12 protein-coding genes are annotated in these 19811 nt (G+C 59.9%); 6 read left to right on the forward strand and 6 right to left on the reverse strand.

The features are described from left to right. The first annotated feature begins 111 nt into the window (after positions 1 to 111). Positions 112 to 1572: a Na+/H+ antiporter NhaC gene (gene nhaC / locus QEH54_RS14175; protein WP_309019351.1), complete on the forward strand. Its 1461-nt coding sequence runs from the start codon at positions 112 to 114 to the stop codon at positions 1570 to 1572. 34 nt (positions 1573 to 1606) lie between these two features. Here the strand turns inward: nhaC and QEH54_RS14180 are convergent, their stop codons facing one another. From QEH54_RS14180 to QEH54_RS14190, 3 genes are all read right to left on the reverse strand, one after another. Beyond that, a complete protein-coding gene (locus QEH54_RS14180) occupies positions 1607 to 2617 on the reverse strand; it encodes a metal-dependent hydrolase (protein ID WP_309019352.1) in 1011 nt (336 codons plus the stop codon). A 62-nt stretch (positions 2618 to 2679) separates the two neighbouring features. Next, the gene (locus QEH54_RS14185) at positions 2680 to 3807 is read right to left on the reverse strand and encodes an ATP-binding protein (RefSeq protein WP_309019353.1); all 1128 of its coding nucleotides are present in this window, start codon (positions 3805 to 3807) and stop codon (positions 2680 to 2682) included. A 66-nt stretch (positions 3808 to 3873) separates the two neighbouring features. Beyond that, a complete protein-coding gene (locus QEH54_RS14190) occupies positions 3874 to 7173 on the reverse strand; it encodes a chemotaxis protein CheB (protein ID WP_309019354.1) in 3300 nt (1099 codons plus the stop codon). A 306-nt stretch (positions 7174 to 7479) separates the two neighbouring features. On the opposite strand from QEH54_RS14190, the gene QEH54_RS14195 reads away from it, so the two are divergent. Further along, positions 7480 to 9084, forward strand: a complete 1605-nt coding sequence (locus tag QEH54_RS14195; protein ID WP_309019355.1) for a response regulator — start codon at positions 7480 to 7482, stop codon at positions 9082 to 9084. A gap of 128 nt (positions 9085 to 9212) precedes the next feature. Here the strand turns inward: QEH54_RS14195 and QEH54_RS14200 are convergent, their stop codons facing one another. Further along, the gene (locus tag QEH54_RS14200; RefSeq protein ID WP_309019356.1) at positions 9213 to 9641 is read right to left on the reverse strand and encodes a response regulator; all 429 of its coding nucleotides are present in this window, start codon (positions 9639 to 9641) and stop codon (positions 9213 to 9215) included. Next, positions 9622 to 11499, reverse strand: coding sequence for a sensor histidine kinase (locus tag QEH54_RS14205; RefSeq protein ID WP_309019357.1), 1878 nt, complete (start codon positions 11497 to 11499; stop codon positions 9622 to 9624). Before QEH54_RS14205 ends, QEH54_RS14200 begins: the two co-directional genes overlap by 20 nt. Positions 11500 to 11841: 342 nt before the next feature. On the opposite strand from QEH54_RS14205, the gene QEH54_RS14210 reads away from it, so the two are divergent. Together QEH54_RS14210 and QEH54_RS14215 are read left to right on the forward strand one after the other, a co-directional pair. Then, positions 11842 to 13014 (forward strand): type II secretion system F family protein, encoded by a 1173-nt coding sequence (locus tag QEH54_RS14210; RefSeq protein WP_309019358.1) that lies wholly within the window; start codon positions 11842 to 11844, stop codon positions 13012 to 13014. 136 nt (positions 13015 to 13150) lie between these two features. Then, entirely contained in the window at positions 13151 to 14371 is a 1221-nt protein-coding gene (locus QEH54_RS14215) for a response regulator (RefSeq protein WP_309019359.1), read from the forward strand. A 4-nt stretch (positions 14372 to 14375) separates the two neighbouring features. Here the strand turns inward: QEH54_RS14215 and QEH54_RS14220 are convergent, their stop codons facing one another. Then, on the reverse strand, positions 14376 to 15329 hold the full coding sequence (locus QEH54_RS14220; protein WP_309019360.1) for an alkaline phosphatase D family protein: 954 nt from the start codon (positions 15327 to 15329) through the stop codon (positions 14376 to 14378). 203 nt (positions 15330 to 15532) lie between these two features. Between QEH54_RS14220 and carB the strand changes: the two genes are divergently transcribed. Together carB and purU are read left to right on the forward strand one after the other, a co-directional pair. Further along, positions 15533 to 18772, forward strand: coding sequence for a carbamoyl-phosphate synthase large subunit (gene carB / locus QEH54_RS14225; protein WP_309019361.1), 3240 nt, complete (start codon positions 15533 to 15535; stop codon positions 18770 to 18772). 86 nt (positions 18773 to 18858) lie between these two features. Further along, positions 18859 to 19710: a formyltetrahydrofolate deformylase gene (gene purU / locus QEH54_RS14230; RefSeq protein WP_309019362.1), complete on the forward strand. Its 852-nt coding sequence runs from the start codon at positions 18859 to 18861 to the stop codon at positions 19708 to 19710. Positions 19711 to 19811: the final 101 nt, after the last annotated feature.

Below are 19811 nucleotides of genomic sequence, written 5' to 3' on the forward strand. Positions count from 1 at the left end.
CATTTTACCAGGAGGGCGCCTACCCTTTCGGCCTTTTTGTGCCTCCCATTAGGCAAACTAACACCTTCGCGCCTGGCGCAGCGCATAACTCCCAAGCAAAAAAACTGCAGAATGAGTAACACAGAGCCAAAACAACCTGGACTGCTCCTGGCCCTCACGCCGATCGTCCTTTCGCTCGGCATCTTGGGTGTCCAGATCTTCCACTTTCACGATTTTAGTCCGCATGTGCCTCTAGCCATCGGACTGGCCATCACCTCCTTGGTGGGCATCAAGCTTGGGCACACCTGGCTAGGCATCCGAGAGGGCGTTTTCCACGTCATCCATGTGGCTCTACCCTCGGTTTCAGTGCTCATCACAGTGGGCATGATCGTCGGGATCTGGATCGCGAGCGGCACCGTTCCCACTCTGATCTACTACGGGCTGAAGATCCTTTCTCCGGAGATCTTCCTCGCAGCGGGCATGATTCTTTGCGCGGTGGTTTCCGTCTCCCTCGGCACATCCTGGGGCACCGTGGGCACCGTGGGGCTCGCTCTCATGGGCATCGGGGCTGGCTTCGGCATTCCGCCCTACTTGACGGCTGGCGCGGTGGTTTCAGGCGCTTTTTTCGGCGACAAGGTTTCACCGCTTTCGGATACCACCAACCTGGCGCCTGCGGTCACCGGCGTCACCGTGTTCGACCATATCAAGAACATGATTCCGACCACCCTGCCCGCCATGCTGATCGCCCTGATCATCTATACGGTCATCGGCTTCGTCTCCATCGAAGACAAGGGGGCCTCCTTCGACCGCATCCAGGCCATCACCGAGTCCCTGCAGGCCAACTTCTACATCTCGCCGATTCTCCTTCTGCCAGCGCTGCTGGTGATCGGTTTGGCGGTGATGAAACAGCCTCCCATCCCCTCGCTTTTCGCCGGCGTCATCGCAGGTGGCATCACCGCCTACTTCGCCCAAGGCGTCGGCTTGCACGACTTCTTCACTTTCGCGAACTACGGCTACACCATCGAATCCGGAGTGGAGTCCATCGATTCCCTGCTCAGCCGCGGCGGCATCCAGTCCATGATGTGGACCATTTCGCTCATCCTGATCGCCCTCGGATTCGGGGGAGCTCTGGAGCGGACAGGTTGTCTTCAGGCCATCATCGCCGCCATTCGCAGCAAGGTGCATAGCTTCGCAGGACTGCAAACCTCAGCCATTCTCACCTCCGTCTCCACCAATCTGGTTGCGGGCGATCCCTATCTCTCCATCGCTCTTCCGGGCCGCATGTACGCCCCGGTGTATCGAGGTCTCAAGTACTCCACCCTCAACCTGTCCCGCGCAGTCGAGGAAGGCGGCACGCTGATCTCGCCCCTCATCCCATGGAACGCTGGCGGATCCTTCGTCATTCTCACCTTGGGACTCGGCATCGCCGATGGACATATGGAGAACTTGCTCTACATCCCGCTGTCCTTCGCCTGCTGGCTGGCTCCGTTGATCGGCATCTTCTACGCCTTCACCGGCTTGTTCTCCCCCAAGGCAACCGAGGAGGAAATAGCCGATTGGAAGGCCAAGGGAGAGAAGATCGCCGAGGTCTAGACTCAACCGATCGGGGGTAGCCCCCGCGAGGCGGCTACTCCACTTCACGTCCCACCAGCATATCTCCGAAGCGCGCGAGGGCTTCCGCGTCTCGATCCCGGAAATTCAGAAACGGAGCGTGCTGGTTGGGCCCCGACCGATCGATGGCAATGCCCCAAAGCGGCAAGTCGCTGTCCGGCACCATGGCATAACGAGCGTCACCGAGCACTTCGGGACGCTCCGGATGCCAAACCAGATAGCCGTCTGAGAAGTGGTCGAACCGCCTGAGGTCGTGAGCCAAGGCGCTCGTTTCCGAAAGCCCCTGCAGCAAGGGCTCGACTGCCACTCGCTCCGTATCCACTCCCTCATACACACGCCCTTCGCCCCAAAAAGGGACGCGGATCGCGTCGATGTAGAAACGCCCATCGTACGAGTAGATGCCTCGCCAAAGCAGCAGATTGGCGAAGGACGGCTTCACCGTGAGCTTTTCAATCTCTTGGTGTCCACGCGACTCGGCCAGTTCCTCCAGCAGTCGCGTCGCTCGGTGATTCTGGGCCACGCCCACCAGCAGATAGGCGATCGAAAACGCGGCCGACACCACCACCCATTTGCGTCGTTTTCGAAAACAGGCCAGCCCCAGACCCAACAACAGCGCTCCGGTGTAGATGGGGTCGATGATGGAAATGATATTCCACGCTACCCTCATATCCGAAAACGGCCAAAGCAGCTGCGTGCCATAACTGGTGCAGGCATCCAGCAAGCCCGATGTCGCGTAACCAAATAACGAATACAGATAGAGTCGCGCGAACGAGATCCGCTTTCGCAAAAACGGAAACAGCAGCCCAGCGGCGATCAGTCCGCCGACCGGGATGAACAGCAGCGAATGAGTGAAATGGCGGTGGTATTCGATCTGCAGCAACGGGTCCTCGGAGGAGCGGATGAAAACATCCGCGTCGGCCAGCATGCCTCCGATCCAGCCTACCAAAGCTGCGAGACGCACTTCATCCTTCTTGGCTCCGAGCGCCGCCGCCGTCGCTCCGAGCGCCCCTTGAGAAACTGGATCCATATGGTTGGAGTTCTCTAGCGATTTCCGGAAAATGAGAAGAACGAACTCGCTGCCCCCGTCACCTATTTAGCGAAGGTCACCGTAAACTGCGATCCGCCACTTTCGCGCGGCTCGTGCCACAGCTCGCCTCCGTGCTTGCGAGCGATCTGCCTCACGATGGCCAAACCAGCTCCCGTGCCCTCGACGTCGCGGCCCACCCCTCGTTGGAAGAGAGTGAAAACGCGTTCGACGCGATCCTCCGGAATGCCCGGTCCGCGATCCTTAAAAACAAGTCCTGCGACGCGATCGCCGCCAGCGCCATAGGGAGCGATTTCCAACTCGGGAGCCTCTCCCGATCGTGTGAACTTCAGAGCGTTTCCGATCAGATGGGTCAACGCCTGTTTGGCGTAGACGGGATTCACGCGCAGCTCGGGGAGGTCGTCCGCCACCACGATCTTTGCCTTCGTTTCAGCGATGCGATGATTCAGCGACTCCAGCGCCGATTCCACCAGCCCCCGCGCCGGCACCTGTTCGCGCTCGGTATTCATCTGATAAATACGCGAAAGATTTAGCACGTCATCGAGCAAACGCGACATGCGCTCTCCACCCTGGCGAATCCTGTCCACGAACTCAGTCGCCTGTTCATCGAGCGAATCGCCATGTCGATCCTGCAATAGGGAAGAATAGCTCCGGATCGCTCTCAATGGCTCCCGCAAGTCATGCGAGATCACATAGAGCAGGGTTTCCAGCTCCTTCTTCTTTTCCAGGACTTGAGACGCGCTCTCCTTGGCAACCGTTTCGTCCCAGACCACACCGCTGATTCGCGACACTCGTCCCTGATCATCGCGACTCACCAAAGCCCGTGTCGCCAAATAACGCTTAACGCCGGTTTCGGTGACGAAGCTCCAGGCCCGATAAATCGCTCCATCCTCAAGAGGCGCATCCGATTCCTCCTGTTTTAGAAACGTTTCCGGGCAAAAGTCGATGCGTCGTAGGGCCGCCTGTCGCTGCTCGGAGGTCTTCTCCGTGAGACCAAGCAACTCCGTCCCTCGACGATCGCACTCGAATCGCAGCGCTTCACCCTCGAAGGTCCAGATGCCAAAGTTGGCCGCTCGCGCCGCCTGTTCGATATGGAAATCGCTTGCAGCTCCCTCGCTCCCAAGGCTGGCATTCGCTACGCCTTCTGTCTTCGCCTTCAAATCAGTCTTCATAACTCCCATACTCACGTGGCTCCGCCAGAACGTCGTTTCATTCGTATCCACATCTTAACTTCTGCATCAGGCAATCTCAGCTTCCTTGTTTGGCAGAGTGAAGCGAATCGTAGTCCCCATTCCTTTCGCGGAATCCAATTCGATGGAGCCGCCATGTTTGAGGACAATGCGCTTGCAGATGGCCAAGCCCACCCCGATTCCATCCGAATTCGCGGCAGGATCCTCCTGATAGAAAATGTTGAAAACGGAGGCATGATTGACCGGTTCGATGCCCAAGCCGTTATCTCGAAAGGAGACGAGCGTGCGCCCATCCCGCACCTCAGCTCGGATATGGATTCTCAGACGAGCCGAGCCCCGGTATCGCAGAGCGTTTTCCAGCAGTTCCGTGAATGCGTACACGATAAAGCGGCGCTCGCCGTACACCACCAAATTGGTAAACTCCCGAGTGATTTCGCAGTCAGCCTTCTCGATTTCCTCTTGCTTGGCTTCGATCGATTCCTCCAGCGCCGAATCCAATGTGAACTTCTCGAAATCGGAGGCCCGGGTCTCGATCCGCGTGTAAGTCAGCAATCCGTTGATCATGTTCTTCAGGCGCAGCGCGCCATCGAAGGCGCAATCGATGTACTCGCCCAATTCCGCATCCGCAGCGCCGCTTCGTTTTCTGAGCAAGTCCAGATATCCGCTGACCGCTCGAAGCGGGGTCTGCAAGTCATGGGAAACCGAATACGCAAACTGTTCTAAGTCCTGCTTGGCGTTCTCAAGGGCCTTAGCATGAGACCTCAATTCGCGTTCGGTCTTCTTGATCCCGGTTATGTCCACCAACGTCAGCACTACCCCGGCCGACCTGTCCTTATCTGTCATGTATGGACCGATACGCGTCAGGTACCAAGCGCCCGCGCGATCCCTGGTCTCCCGGACAACCGTCCGCTTCGTGGATACGACTTCCTTCACCAAGTCGCGCATCTCTTCACCGCCAACGAGATTGACCGTGATGTGATCGAAAGACCTTCCAATATCCACTGGCAGCAGATTGAAAACCGCCGCAATCGCTGGAGTGAATTTCCGGATACAGAATCTATCGTCGATGAAAACCGTGCCGATGTCGGTGCTCTTCAGGAGGTTATCGACGTCCGCATTGAGCAATTCGAGTTCGAGGTTCTTCTTTTCGAACTCCGCGTTCACGGCGAAGAGCTCTTCATTCACCGAATGAAGCTCCTCGTTCGTCGTCTGCAGCTCTTCGTTGGATGCCAGCAACTCCTCGTTTGCGGCCTGCAACTCCTCGCCGGTCGATTCGAGTTCCGCAATGGTCGTTTGCAGCCCTTCTTTGGTGCGTTTCAGTTCGTTTTCCAATGCGAGGATGCGACGCTCCGAATAACCGCTCGCGCCGAAATCGTCCGACTTCGACGCATCGCTGCGCGTCCCTTGCTCGAAGGATTGCTTCCTGGCGAATTGGATCACGGTATACGGTTGGTCCGCTAGCGACTTGGCGGTGAGGGTGAGCAACTCCGTTTCTTCGGCCTGCTCATCCACGGGGATGTCGCGCAAGGTGACAGGCGCATTTCGCTCGCCCAATCGCTTCAGAGCTTCGCCGACAGCGAGACGCAGGCTTCCCTCTAGCAGATCGAGAATGTTCCGCGACGCCTGTCCGCGCGACAGGCGGATGTACCGTTGGGCATCCCCAAAGACCTGTACCAGCTCGTTCTCAGGACCGATCAGGAGGCTCGGCGGCATGCACTCCGACAGCAGGGCGTCGTAGACTTGGATCAGCTCCGCTTCCAGACGGGGCTCGCGAAAGGCAGAAAACGCGTCCAACTCCGACGACGTTTCGTCACCATCATTTGAATACTGAGCGCTCGAGCGCTCGGATCCAGGCAGGTACGACGAACCATCGTTCTCTGGGCGTTTCCGGTACAGATTCCAAGTTCTACTCAGGCACTCGAACGCCCCATCCAGCTCTCCGAGCGCTTCGCTGGGTCCTAAAAACAGGGTCCCGCCAGCGTTTAGCGAGACGTGAAGCATGGAAAGCGTCTTCTTCTGGGCGGCTGGCGTTAGATAGATCAGCAGATTTCGGCAGCTCACCAGATCCATATTGGTGAACGGCGCGTCCTTCAGGAGGTTCTGCTCGGTAAAAACCATCAGGCGCCGCAGCTCCGAATCCACCTGAAACCGATCGCCGTGGGGCGTGAAGTAGCGTGCGAGGCGCTCGGGGGAGATGGTTTTCAAACCTTCCCGCTCGTAGAGGCCATCGGCCGCATGTTTCACCGACTCAGCATGCAAATCCGTGGCGAAAATCGTGATGTCATGGAGAGCGCCCGACCGCTGCATCGCCTCATGGAAAAGGATCGCGATGGAGTAGGCCTCTTCCCCGCTTGCGCAGGCTGGCACCCAAACCCGGATTTGCTCGCCCGGGTCCCTGCTCGCCAAGAGGGCAGGGATGATCTCCTGCTCCAGCAACGCGAAAGCTTCCGCGTCCCGAAAGAACGTGGTCACCCCGATCAGCAAGTCCTTGTAGAGCAAGCGGACTTCCTCCGGGTCGTTGTCCAGAATCCGAAGGTATTGCTCCATGGTTTCGACCCGATGGCTGGCCATGCGGCGTTCGATTCGACGGTTTACGGTGCCGAGCTTATAGTGCGAGAAGTCCGTCTTGAAGGCGGAGCGCAACCGCTCGAAGAGCGCCTGGCGCTGATCTTCCCGAACAGCCGAATCTGCGGGATCCTTCCCTGCATCGATCTCCTCGGCGAGCGGGCTCCCGATGCGCCGAAGCAAGACCTGTGGCATGCGCTGGGGCGAGGTCACGCAATCGACCAATCCGGTCGCGATGGCGCTTTGCGGCATGCCATCGAACTTCGCCGACTCCTCGCTTTGGGCGATCACCATTCCTCCAGCTTCGTGGATGCACGAAATCCCTGCCGTTCCATCGGACCCCGTTCCCGAAAGCACGATGGCGATAGCTCGGTCCCCAAGGTCCGAGGCCATGGAAGTGAAGAGGAGGTCGATGGGAAGACTCGAGGAACGCGTCGAATCCTTGTCCTTTAGCAGGAGACAACGATCTACGAGAAACATTTCCTTGTTGGGCGGAATCAGGTAGACGCAATCCGCTTCGATCTCCGTCCTACCTGTGACCATGCGAACCGGCATGACCGTGCGGCGAGCCAGCACCTCGTCCATCACGCTCTTGAAATCGGGAGCGAGGTGCTGGACCACCACGTAGGCCAAACCGGTGCGAGACGGCATCTGGGAGAAAAAGCGGCCGAGCGCCTCCAATCCGCCCGCGGAGGCTCCGATGCCAACGATGTATTCAGGTTTTCTGACGCCGCGCTTTCCGGATTCCTGTCGGGTGGGGTTGGGGTTGTCTTGGAAGTTCATTGGGTAAACGAGCTCAGTCGGGCAACGGGTTGCGAAGCATAAAGGGGCCGCCTCTTGCCGGAGTTTGCAAATGGGGGACGCGAAATTCAGGCGTCTTTTCAGCGAGACGATTCTTCCGATCTCGCCACGAATCGAATTCCGGCTAGACCTGAGCCCCGCAATCGCGAGTCCGGCAGGCAGCTAAGCGAGATCCCGGAAAACGCCAAGCCCAGGAGCCCGATTTCGGATCGACCATCGTTCACTCGGTTGCGAAGGACCGCTTTTTAGACATAGTGCTCCCAACCTCCTCGCCGCTTAGGAGTAACCATGACACGCTCTAACCAACGATCTCCGGAAGAGACTTCAGCCCTCGAGACGCTCTTGGTCGACGACAGCGAATCGGACGCGGCCCTGGTGCAGACCCTGCTGCTGGAGTCTCCGCTTCGCCAGACCTACCGATGCCGCCACGAATCGACTCTAGAAGGCGCCATCCAAGCCCTCGAAGCAGGCAGCTTCGATGTCATCCTGCTCGATCTCGGGCTGCCGGACTCCCACGGCTCGGACACTGTGAACTCCATCCTCGAGCGCACGGAGGTGCCGGTGGTCGTGCTCAGCGGCACCAGCGATGAGTACCTCGCCATCGAATCGGTGCAAAAGGGCGCCCAGGACTATCTGCTGAAGGACGAGCTCAACCATCGCGGCCTCGAACGCTCCATCCTCTACGCCATCGAGCGACAAGCCCTCAAACGAAACCTGCAACTGGCCAAGCGCGAGGCGGAAGCGGCGAACCTCGCCAAGAGCGAATTCCTTGCGGTGATGAGCCACGAATTTCGCACTCCCATGAACGGCATCATGGGCACCATCAACCTGGTCAGGTCCATGAACCCGCCACCCCATATCGACGAGCATCTGGAGACCATGCAGCTTTGCGCCGACGCCCAAAACGCTCTCATCAACGACGTGCTCGACATCTCCAGCATCGAAGCGGGCAAGCTGGAGCTCATCTACTCCCCCTTCTCCCTGCCCGACTTGGTGGATTCCGTGATGCGGATCATGAGCTTCAAGGCCAAATCGAAAGGGCTGCGGCTGCTGACCTCGCTCGACCCGTCGCTGCCCAAGGAGGTGGTGAGCGACGAGCGGCGACTGCGGCAGATCCTGGTCAACCTGGTGGGAAACGCCATCAAGTTCACCGAAAGCGGGGAAATCAGAGTCACCCTCACCCGCAGCGCATCTAGAGAGATCCAGGTCACGGTGCAGGACACCGGCATCGGTATCGAACCAGACAAGCTCGACGCGATCTTCGACGCCTTCACTCAGGTCGATTCCTCCTACGAGCGCCGTTTCCAAGGCACCGGACTTGGCCTGGCCATCTGCAAACGGCTGGTCCACATGCTAGGAGGGAGCATTCAGGTCGAAAGCCAGCCCGGCGCCGGCACCACATTCGTGTTCACCTTCCACACCCAGGAGAAGAAGCCCCCGTCAGAAGACCTCTGGAGCCACGCCTCCGGGGCCGGCAGCTCCCAAACAGACTCCCCTCTCGACATCCTGCTCATCGACGACGACAAGATGAGCCGCAGCGTGCTCACCTCCACCTTGGACCAGTGGGGCTATCAGGTGGATTGCGCCGAAAGCGGCGAGCGGGGTATCGAGATGACGCAAAGCAGGTCCTACGACCTCATCCTGATGGACCTGCAAATGCCGGTTATCGATGGCATCAACGCCACCAAACGAATCCTTTTCAACCACCGTTCCAGCCCACGCTCTCCCATGATCGCCGCGGTGACCGCCTGCGCCACCGAAGAAGACAGAAACCGCTGCTTCCTCGCCGGCATGGATGGCTTCATCGCCAAGCCGTTCGATCACCGGGCCTTGCGCTCAGTCCTGGAAAAGGCCCTCAACCGCAAGCTGGCAGAGCGAAACACCCTTAGCTGAGGGCGCGTTTCGCCAATGCCAGGTCTCGACACGCCCCCCAAAGCTCCAAGGCCAAGGAGTGGAAGGGCCAAAATCCGCCCCTTTGCGGCGAAGCGGCCATCGACGCATCGCGGGGTGGGTCCGCGGCTTCAGTTTTCCGGCGCCAAGGAGTTGAAGAAATCCACGTACTTCTTCAGCTCGAAATGCTTGGGCTGATAGCCGTTCGCCCCGAGCTCTCCGGCCCGCTCGATGTCGCGCGGGTTGTCGGAATTGGTCAGCATCAGGATGGTCGGCGCCTCGCGAAAGGCTTCAGCTTTGCGGATCCGAGACAGGGTTTCGAATCCGTCCATGCCGGGCATGTTCACATCAAGCAAAACCAGCATGGGAAAGGGAGCGTCGCCCCGTTCCACCGCCCCGAGATGATCCAGCAGATCGTCTCCGGAGCTCAGCGTCACGAAGTCGTTCTCCAGATCGCAGAACTCGTAGAACCGGCGAGCGATGTCCAAATCCGTTTCGCTATCGTCGACCATCACGATCGGTCCGGCCCGATTGGCCACTTCAAAGTTCGCTCGTTGCATCTTCCTCCTCTCCAAATGTAAACTTCACATGCGTAAACGACTCTCCTGACTCGATCCAGATCTTTCCGCGATGTCGCTCGACTACCCGACGGCAGACGGCAAGCCCCACTCCGCTGCCCTCCATGGAGGGATCGATCTGGTTGAAGATGCCGAAGACTCGATTTCGGTGCTCCTCCGCGATCGTGGAGCCGGTGTTGCGCACCCCGAAAACCATTGCCTTCTCCCCCTCTTCGCAAGTGAAGGCGATCTCCAGATCCGGCCCTTCGGAGAATTTCAAGGCGTTTTCCAACAGATTGCGATAGAGGGCTGCCACTAGATTGGAATAAACCTCCATGCGCGGCAGCGAAGCGTATCGCAGGACGACCCCTCGCTGACGGAGCGGAGCTTCGAATTCCTCGACCACGGACCGAACCAGCTCATCCATGGAAACCTCCTCCCGAATGCTGCGTCCCTTGCCCAGCTTGGAAAAGACCCGAAAGTCCGACACCTGCCTGAGAGCGGCCCCCACTTCCTTGACGATCCGCTGAGCCAGCTCCTTGGCCGAGGCGGCGTCAGCCGTCTCCACCTGGCGTTCGAGCAAGCTGGCCAAACCGCCGATGCGCGTCAGCGGCTCCCGCAGCCCGTGCGAGGAGATGTGGGTGAAATGCTCCAGATCCCGATTGGTGCGCAGCAGGCGGGAATTCGCTGCCAGGATGCGGGTTTCCTGCTCCCGCAAGGACCGTCGCATCGATTCGAAAGTGGAGGCCAAGGTGCCGATCTCGTCGTCCCGCCCCGTGGGCAGCTCCGCGTCGCTGTCTCCCTGACTGAAACGTCGAGCGGCGTGAGCGATGGCCGCGATGGGACGCGTTAGCTTCGACGCTACCCACAAGGTTCCCACCAAGGCGATCAGCGAAAAGCCGACGATGACGGTCAGGGCTTGGAACAGAATGCTCTGCGAACTCTCGATCACTCCCTCGAAGCGACCGCTCAGGCCGAAGATCAGAAAGCGCGAGGTGTCGAACGGACGCACCTTGCGGAAATAGAACAAGTCCTCCTGCCCATCCGCTCCCTCCATGCGAAACGAAAGATCGTCCGCGGGCGCCTCCACGAAGCCCGCGAGCTCGGGGTAGTCCGCTTGCAGGGTATGGCGTTGACCGAGATCGAATCCGTAAGTTTTCGAGGCGTCGGGATGGACCAGATAGTCGCCGTCCTGATTGCCGAGAAAGTGCTCGAAGGACCCGCCCAGCTCCTCGATGAACTCGGCCATGAAACGGCCGAAATCCACGTTTATGATCACGATGCCGCCAAACGCTCCTTGCATGGAGTACAGCGGCATGGCGACCCGCAACGTGGGCCGATGCGGCAGCTCGATTTCCCCAAACTCTCGATTCAGATTGATGGGAGAGAAATAGATCTGCCCCCTCTCCAAGGCGCGAGCGGCCTGATAGTAGTCTCGGTGCGCCTTGTCCTGCAGTTCCTCCTCCTGCCGGATGCTGAGCGCCCCGCCCCTGCGGTCCGCCCTGACCAGCTCACGTCCACCCATAGCCTCTCCGATCAGCCTGACCTGATCGTAGTACGGCTTGGCTCTGAGCAACTGACGGAAAAAAAGCTCCGCGCCCCGCAACGCCTCCTCGTTGTCGGGATCGACCACCAGCCGCTCCACCTCGTGCAGCCCTTCGAGCAGGTGAATGTCATGCCTGAGCTCGTCGAAGATCGCTTCCAGATGAGCCACCTCTGCGGCGACTTGGCGCTCCATGGCCAAGGCCTCCAAATTGTCGATCAAACGCAGGTAGCCCCAGAAGACCATCCAAGTCACCAAACCGGTCGAGGACAGCAATAGGGCTAGGGTGAGGAGTCTGATCTTTGACGCGATTCTCATCTGGAAGGCCAGGCTCGAGGCGAGTCAGCGCCGCGAAAAGCGAAATCTCGGCACACCAAAACGCGCCCCTCCCGAAGATACAAATCGAATCAAGCGATTTCCCCGAAGCAAGGGGGCGGATTTCCACCAACCCTGTAGGAGACAACGACGCCCCATGCGTAGAATTGCCAAAACACCTCGCGATCGCCGCCGCGCCCCCAACTCCGCGAAGCCCCTGGCGCACGATCCGAGCGCCCCTTGGGGGACCGGTTTCCTCCGCGGTTTTTTGAGCCCAACTACTCAGGTAGTTTAAGCGCATTACGCGCCACAGTTCGCGCAGAGAAATCCGAATAGGTATACACTATGCCGCTACTCGCCACTCAGTCATCAGGATCTAAACACAAGCTCGTTCACAAGGAAAAGGACAAGGCGGTCAGCTTTTGGGAATCTCAACGCCTCGCCAAGGAGAAAGCCTACGAAAAGAAGGCCAAGCGCTATAAGCTGAAACTCGAGAATCTCGCCGTCTTCACCCAGCAGCTCAGCTCCATGCTCGAGGCCGGACTCCCGCTGGTTTCCGCTCTGGACGCCCTGCAGGACCAGACCGACGACCCCGTCTTCCGCATCATCATCCGCGAAGTGAAAGCGGACGTCTCCCAAGGCAGCAACTTCTCCGCCGCCTGCGCGAAGTTTCCCAAATCCTTCAACAACCTGTTCATCTCCATGGTGGAAGCCGGTGAAGCCAGCGGCGGGCTCGCCGAGATCCTCGGCAAGGTAGCCGGCTACTTCGAAGCCTCCACCAAGCTGACCAAAAAGGTGAAATCCGCCATGACCTACCCGGTCGCGGTCATCGCCCTCGCCATCATCCTGGTGAACGTGCTGCTGATCTTCGTGGTGCCGACCTTCGCTGAAATGTTCCAGGACTTCGGAGCCCAGCTGCCCAAGCCGACCCAGTTCCTCATCGACCTGTCGGACTTCCTGAAAGGGAACATCCTCTATATAATCGGGGCCGGATTCGTCTTCTACCAGGCGTGGAGCCGCTTCACCAAGACCCCCAAAGGCCGACGGGTGAACGACCAGCTGCTCACTCGACTGCCGGTCTTCGGCAACCTCATCGTGAAGATCACCCTCTCACGCTTCTGCCGCACCTACGCCACTCTGCTGCGAAGCGGCGTGCCGATCCTCAGAAGCCTCGAGATCGTGGCCGCCAGTTCCGGCAAGACCCAGGTCGAGGACGCCTGCCGCAAGATCTCCAAAGACATTTCGGAAGGCGGACAGGTCTCCACCACCATCGAGCAGATCAGCTTCTTCCCGCCCATGATGAAGCACATGGCCCGCGCCGGCGAGCAAACCGGAAACGTGGACGGCATGATGAACAAGATCGCCGACTTCTACGACACCGAGACCGACGCCATCATCTCCTCGCTCACCTCGCTCATCGAGCCGATGCTGATCGTCTTCCTCGGCGTAGTGGTAGGCGGCATCGTGATGGCCATGTTCATGCCGATCTTCCAGCTTTCCTCCATCGTTTCCGCATAGACAGCGCCCCGCGCTGCGAACGGCGAGGTCTCGCCCAAATCGCGAGAACCTCGACTTCCAGCCCATCTGGGCTGAGAAAATGCTGGCAGAGAGAGCTGGCGCCTGTTGAATCTGGCCCAACGTTACGAACCAACCGATGCAATCCATTCTCATAGTCGACGACCTCGAATCCATTCACGAGATGCTCGACGCGGTCATCCAACCAATCGGATACAACACCGCGTTCGCAACCGACGGCGAGATCGCCCTGCAGAAGCTGCGCGAAGAACGGTACGACATCGTGCTGACCGACATAAACATGAAGCCGATGGACGGTCTGCAGCTGCTCGCCTCCATCAAAGAGATCGATCCGAAGGCCATCGTGATCATGATGTCGGGCTACGCCAATATCGACAACGCCACGCAGGCTCTCAAGCTGGGGGCCTTCGACTACCTCACCAAGCCTTTCAAGGTCGACCAGCTGATGTCGGCCATCAATCGAGCCAGCCAGGAGCGAAAGAAACGGCTGGAAGCGGGCAGCCCCGATTCGTCAGTGGCCGCCAACGCCCTCGCGGGAGATTCCGAAACCGTGAAATCGCTCAGCGAAAGCATCGCTCGCAACGCCAAGCTCGGCACGCCCCTGCTCATCACCGGCGAACCCGGCACCCAGAAGGACTCCATCGCCTCCATGATCCACGCCCAGAGCGACCGCTCCGGCAACCCGCTGATCACCATCGACGCCAAAAACCTCGACGAGGCCGCCCTCTACGAGGCGTTCTTCAACGCGGACGGGGCGCCCAGCGAAACCATCGAGTCCGCCAAGGGCAGCACCTTGTACATCGAGCATGTCGAGCGGGTGCCGCTCGCCATGCAAAGCAAACTGAGCAACCTGGTGCGCGACATCAAAGGCGACGTGCGCATCATCTGCTCCAGCAGCAAGGATCTGGAACAGGTCATCGACGCGGGCGAATTCGAGGACGCCCTATTCTTCCGCATCGCCACCAACACCCTTTCGATCCCGCCCCTGCGCGATCGCTCGGAAGACGTGCCCGCCATGGCGTTGGCCTTTTTCAACAACAACGGCTATTCCCACCTCAGCCTCGGTGAACGGGCCAGCGCCCTGCTGCAAGCCTACCGCTGGCCGGGCAACTACACGGAGTTTGAAGAAATCCTGGCCGCCGCAGCCTCCACCGCGGAGGACCCGATCATCCACGAAAAGGACCTTCCCGACAAGCTGCAGGACATCTCCAGCTGGCCAACGCTCGAATCATTCCTAAACGATCAGGCAGTCCGCTACCGACGCCAGGTGCTCAACGCCTGCCAAGGCGACACCGCCAAAGCCGCCGAAGTGCTCGGTTGCGATCCGAGCGAAGTGTAACCGCTCATAGCTCCCAGGAGAGCTCCTGCAGCGACGATCCATCCTCGGCCCGCAAACTGGCCGCGATCACGCCGCTCTGCCAGTCGATTTCGATCAGACCGAAGTTGTTGACCCGCTGCATCTCGCCCACGCGATGGCGGTTGGGCTCCTCCCGCAGCGTTCGGGAAGCATGGGTCAAACTGCTGCTGGTGACATCGATCAAGGGCCGTTCCACGCCCTCCCACTCGAGACGGGAGATCTCCCCCACATGCCGGTCGCCGGAGAGGAAGATCACGTTTCGCGTTTGGTGACGGGCGAGCTGATCGAAAAACCACTGTCTGGCCTGAGGAAACTGAGCCCATTTTTCGTAGGGATGCTGTTCGGCGATCACCTGGATTCCAGAGGCGATCAGGGTCACCGCCGCTTCGTTGCCTGCGAGCTCCGCCTCGATCCAGCGTCGTTGGGCCGCCCCGAAGATGTCTCCCCCCGGATCATTGGGATCGTCTCGATGATAGCGCGTATCCAGCAGCATCACCTTCACCCGCCGGTCACCCGATCCGAAATCGTAGCTCTCATAGATTCCCTCCCGGGCCCGCCGGTCGCTGTCCGCCGGCTCGTCGAGAAAGTCCAGCAGCGCCTTCTGAGCCACGACCTTGCCGCGCCATTCCTTGCCGCCATTGTTCTTGCCGAAGTCGTGATCGTCCCAAATGCCCAACACCCGAGCGCCCTCTCTGAGAGCGCCGTAGCCCGGCTGAGCTTTCACCTTCGCATAAGCGGCCGCCAGAATCGCCGCGTCGTCCGTATCCCCGTAGATGTTGTCGCCAAGCCAGATCCAGACATCCGGATCCGCTCCATTGACAGCCTCCCAAATGGGAGCGGGTCGGTCCTGATGCAGGCAGGATCCGAAGGCGAAACGCTCGACGGAAGCCGCCCCATCATCCGCCCAGAGGGCGCCGCCCTCTGGGAAAAGCAAAGCCAAGAAGCAAAGTAACAGTCTCACCCGCCCATCTATGGATGGAGAACGGCCTCTCGTCCACGCCCCACTCGCTCCGGCGCCAGCTTGTTACCCGGGCCTTCCAGAAAAGGCGTTCCCAAATCCGCTTGCATCTAGCACTGATTCCTTTCTTTTCACCCTTGCCCAGAGCCAAGCCTGTGCGTCAACTTGGAAAAATTTTTTCTGACATGCCAAAAAGAACCGACATCGAGAGCATCCTAATCATAGGCGCCGGACCGATCATCATCGGCCAAGCCTGCGAATTCGACTACTCGGGCACGCAAGCCTGTAAAGCGCTCAAGGAAGAGGGGTACCGCGTCATCCTGGTCAACAGCAATCCGGCGACCATCATGACCGATCCCGAGTTCGCCGATGTCACTTATATCGAGCCACTTACGCTAGACGCTGTCACCAAGATCATCGCCAAGGAGCGCCCCGACGCCCTCCTCCCCACCCTGGGCGGACAGACCGCGCTGAACCTCTCCCTGGAGCTTGAGGCCGCCGGCGTGCTGCACGAATACGACGTGGAAATGATCGGAGCCCGCCCCGACGCCATCAAGAAGGGCGAGGACCGCGAGCTCTTCAAGGACGCCATGCTCAAGATCGGACTCGACGTGGCCCACTCCCGCCTCGTCAACTCCATGGAGGAAGCCCGCCAAGCCGCCAAAGAGCTCGGCGGTTTCCCCCTCATCATCCGCCCCTCCTACACCCTCGGCGGATCCGGCGGCGGCGTCGCCTACAACAAGGAGGAATACGAGGACATCGTCGAAAACGGCCTCGACATTTCCCCCGTTCACGAAGTGCTGGTCGAGGAGTGCCTTCTGGGCTGGAAGGAGTACGAGATGGAGGTCATGCGCGACCGCAAGGATCAGTGCGTGGTCATCTGCTCCATCGAAAATTTCGACCCCATGGGCGTGCACACCGGCGACTCCATCACCGTCGCTCCGGCCATGACCCTCTCGGACCGCGAATACCAAGCCATGCGCGACGCTTCCTTCGCCGTCATCCGCGAGATCGGCGTGGAGACCGGAGGCTCGAACATCCAGTTCTCCGTCGACCCCCAGACCGGCCGCATGGTGGTCATCGAAATGAACCCTCGGGTGTCACGCTCCTCCGCCTTGGCGTCCAAGGCCACCGGTTTCCCCATCGCCAAGTTCGCCGCCAAGCTGGCCGTGGGCTACAGCCTCGACGAGATCCAAAACGACATCACCAAAGCCACCCCGGCTTCCTTCGAGCCGAGCATCGACTACGTGGTGACCAAGATCCCGCGCTTCACTTTCGAAAAGTTCCAAGGGGCCGACGACACCCTGACCTCCGCCATGAAGTCCGTAGGCGAGGCCATGGCCATCGGCCGCACCTTCAAGGAATCCTTCCAAAAAGCCCTGCGCTCGCTGGAAACCGGAGCCTTCGGCTTCGGAGCTGGAGGCAAGCTGGGCGGAAACGTCATCCCGTCCACGGAAATCATCAACGGCAAGCTGGTGCGCCCCAACTCCGAGCGCGTTTTCTACATCCGCTACGCCCTCAAAGCGGGCTACAGCGTGGAACAGCTCTTCGAGCTGACCAAAATCGACCCGTGGTTCCTCACCCAGCTCAAGCAGATCTCCGACTTGGAGGACACCCTGGCCAAGGAAAGCTTGGATACCGTATCCACCGCGCTGCTGCGCAAAGCTAAGGAATACGGCTTCTCGGATCGCCAGCTGGGCGTGCTGCTCGGTTGCGACTGGGAAGCGGTCAACAAGGCCCGCAAGGCCAAGGGCATCGAAACCGTGTACCGCCTGGTGGACACCTGCGCCGCGGAGTTCGAAGCCAAGACGCCCTACTACTACTCCTCCTACGGCGACGAAAACGAAGTCATCGTCACCGATAAGGAGAAGATCATGATCATCGGCGGCGGTCCCAACCGCATCGGCCAAGGCATCGAGTTCGACTACTGCTGCGTGCACGCCTCCTTCGCCCTGCAGGACTTGGGTTACGAATCGGTGATGATCAACTCCAACCCGGAAACGGTTTCCACCGACTACGACACCTCCGACAAGCTCTACTTCGAGCCGCTCACCCTCGAGGACGTGCTGGAGGTCTACCGACAGGAGAACTGCATCGGCGCCATCGTTCAGTACGGCGGACAGACGCCGCTCAATCTCGCTTCCCAGCTCAAGAGCCACGGCGTCAACATCATCGGCACCGACCCGGACGACATCGACGCCGCGGAAGACCGCGAGCTCTTCAAGCGCATCCTCGACCAGACCGGACTCAAGCAGCCAGCCAACAAGACCGTGCTCAACGAGGAAGAAGCCTACCAGATGGCCGACGAAGTCGGCTTTCCGCTGCTGCTCCGTCCTTCCTTCGTGCTGGGCGGTCGCGGCATGTTCATCGTGCACACTATGGAGGAAATGCGGGCGGTCATCCGTGAAGCCTTCGACGCCTCCCCGGACAAGCCGGTGCTCCTGGACAAGTTTCTCGAGGACGCCATCGAGCTCGACGTGGACTGCATCTCCGATGGCGAAACCACCGTCATCGGCGGCATGCTCGAACACATCGAATACGCGGGCGTGCACTCCGGCGACGCCGCCATGGTGCTGCCCCCGCACACGCTCAACAAGGAGATGATCGAGACCGTGCGCCAAGCGAGCTACCGCCTCGCCAAGGCCCTCAACGTAGTGGGCCTGATGAACATCCAGTTCGCCATCAAGGACAACGAGCTCTACGTGCTCGAAGTCAACCCGCGCGCCTCCCGCACCGTGCCCTTCGTCTCCAAAGCCATCGGGGTGCCGCTGGCCAAGCTGGCCGCCAAAGTGATGACCGGCAAAAAGCTCAAGGACCTAGGCTTCACCGAAGAGATGACCCCCAAGCACTGGTGCATCAAGGAAGCGGTCTTCCCCTTCGTGCGCTTCCCAGGCTCCACCATCCGACTCGGCCCGGAAATGCGCTCCACCGGCGAAGTCATGGGATTGGACAACGACTTCGGCATCGCCTTCGCCAAGACGCAGGCCGCCGCCAAGCCCGGCCTCCCCACCGAAGGAAACGTCTTCCTGAGCGTGAAGGACGCCGACAAGCCGCGGGCCCTCAACATCGCCCGTCAGCTCGTCTCTCTCGGCTTCAACATCTACTCCACCTCCGGCACCGCCAAGTTCCTCAGCGAGAACGACATCGAGGTGAAGAAGCTCTTCCGCATCGCCGAAGGACGCCCCAACGTGGTCGACATGATCAAAAACGACGAAATCCAGCTGATCATCAACACCCCGTCTGGCATGATCCCACGCAAGGACGAGAACCAGATGCGCTCCATCGCTTGGGCCCACAACGTCTGTATCATGTCCACCATCACGGGCGCCGAAGCCGCCGTCTCCGGCATCAAGTCCCTCAACAAGCGGGACTACGAGGTGCGCAGCGTGCAGTCCTACGTGAAAAAGAGCGTCGGCAACGTTTAGGTCGGAGCGAGCTTGCTCGCGAAGCCATCGCCAGCAAGCTCCCCTCCCACTCCCTCCCTCCTCCTCTCTCCATCTCCCTTTAGAAAATGTCTCCGCACATCGTCGCCCTGCTCTCCGGTCCCGACCAAAAAGGCCTCGTGTCCAAAGTCTCTGGATGGATCTTCGACAACGGAGGAAACATCATCCATGCGGACCAGCATCGCGACGCCGAGGCAGGCGTGTTCTTCCAGCGGGTGGAATGGGCTCTAGATGGCGATACCACGCCTACCGCAGTCGCCACGTCGTTCCAGTCCTTCGGCGACTCGATCGGCATGAAGACCAAGGTGGCCATCGCCGGAGAAAAGCCGAAGGTCGCCATCTTCGTTTCCAAGTTCGACCATTGCTTCCACGACCTGATCCTGCGCTGGAAAGCGGGCGAGTACCCCTGCGAGATCGCCCTCATCATCTCAAACCACCAGACCCTGCGCGAATCGGCGCGTCAGTACGGCATCCCCTTCCACCACATTCCGGTCAGCAAAGCCAACAAAGCCGACGCCGAAGCCGAGCAGCTCGCCCTGCTCAAGCAGGAAGGCATCGACCTGGTCATCATGGCCCGATACATGCAAATCCTCTCGGCCATCTTCCTCGACACCTTCGGCAAGCCGGTCATCAACATCCACCACAGCTTCCTGCCCGCTTTCGCCGGAGCCCGCCCCTACCACCAAGCCCACGCCAAAGGGGTGAAACTCATCGGAGCCACCGCCCACTACGCCACGCCCGACCTGGACCAAGGCCCCATCATTCACCAGGACGTGGCACGCATCACCCACCGCAACAGCGTGGACGACCTCGTGCGCAAGGGTCGCGATCTGGAAAAGTTCACCCTCGCCCAAGCCGTGCGCTGGCACCTGGAAAACCGCATACTGGTCTACGGAAACAAGACCGTGGTTTTCGACTAGCCGCATCGCGCGTCGCCTCGGATTCCAAAATCGGCCCGCGCCACTTGCCAGCGCCAGGCCTGCTCGTAGCTTAGGGTTCTCCGCCACCTTCGGGGAACACC

Origin of the sequence: Pelagicoccus sp. SDUM812003 (assembly GCF_031127815.1) — a bacterium.
GTDB lineage: Bacteria > Verrucomicrobiota > Verrucomicrobiia > Opitutales > Opitutaceae > Pelagicoccus.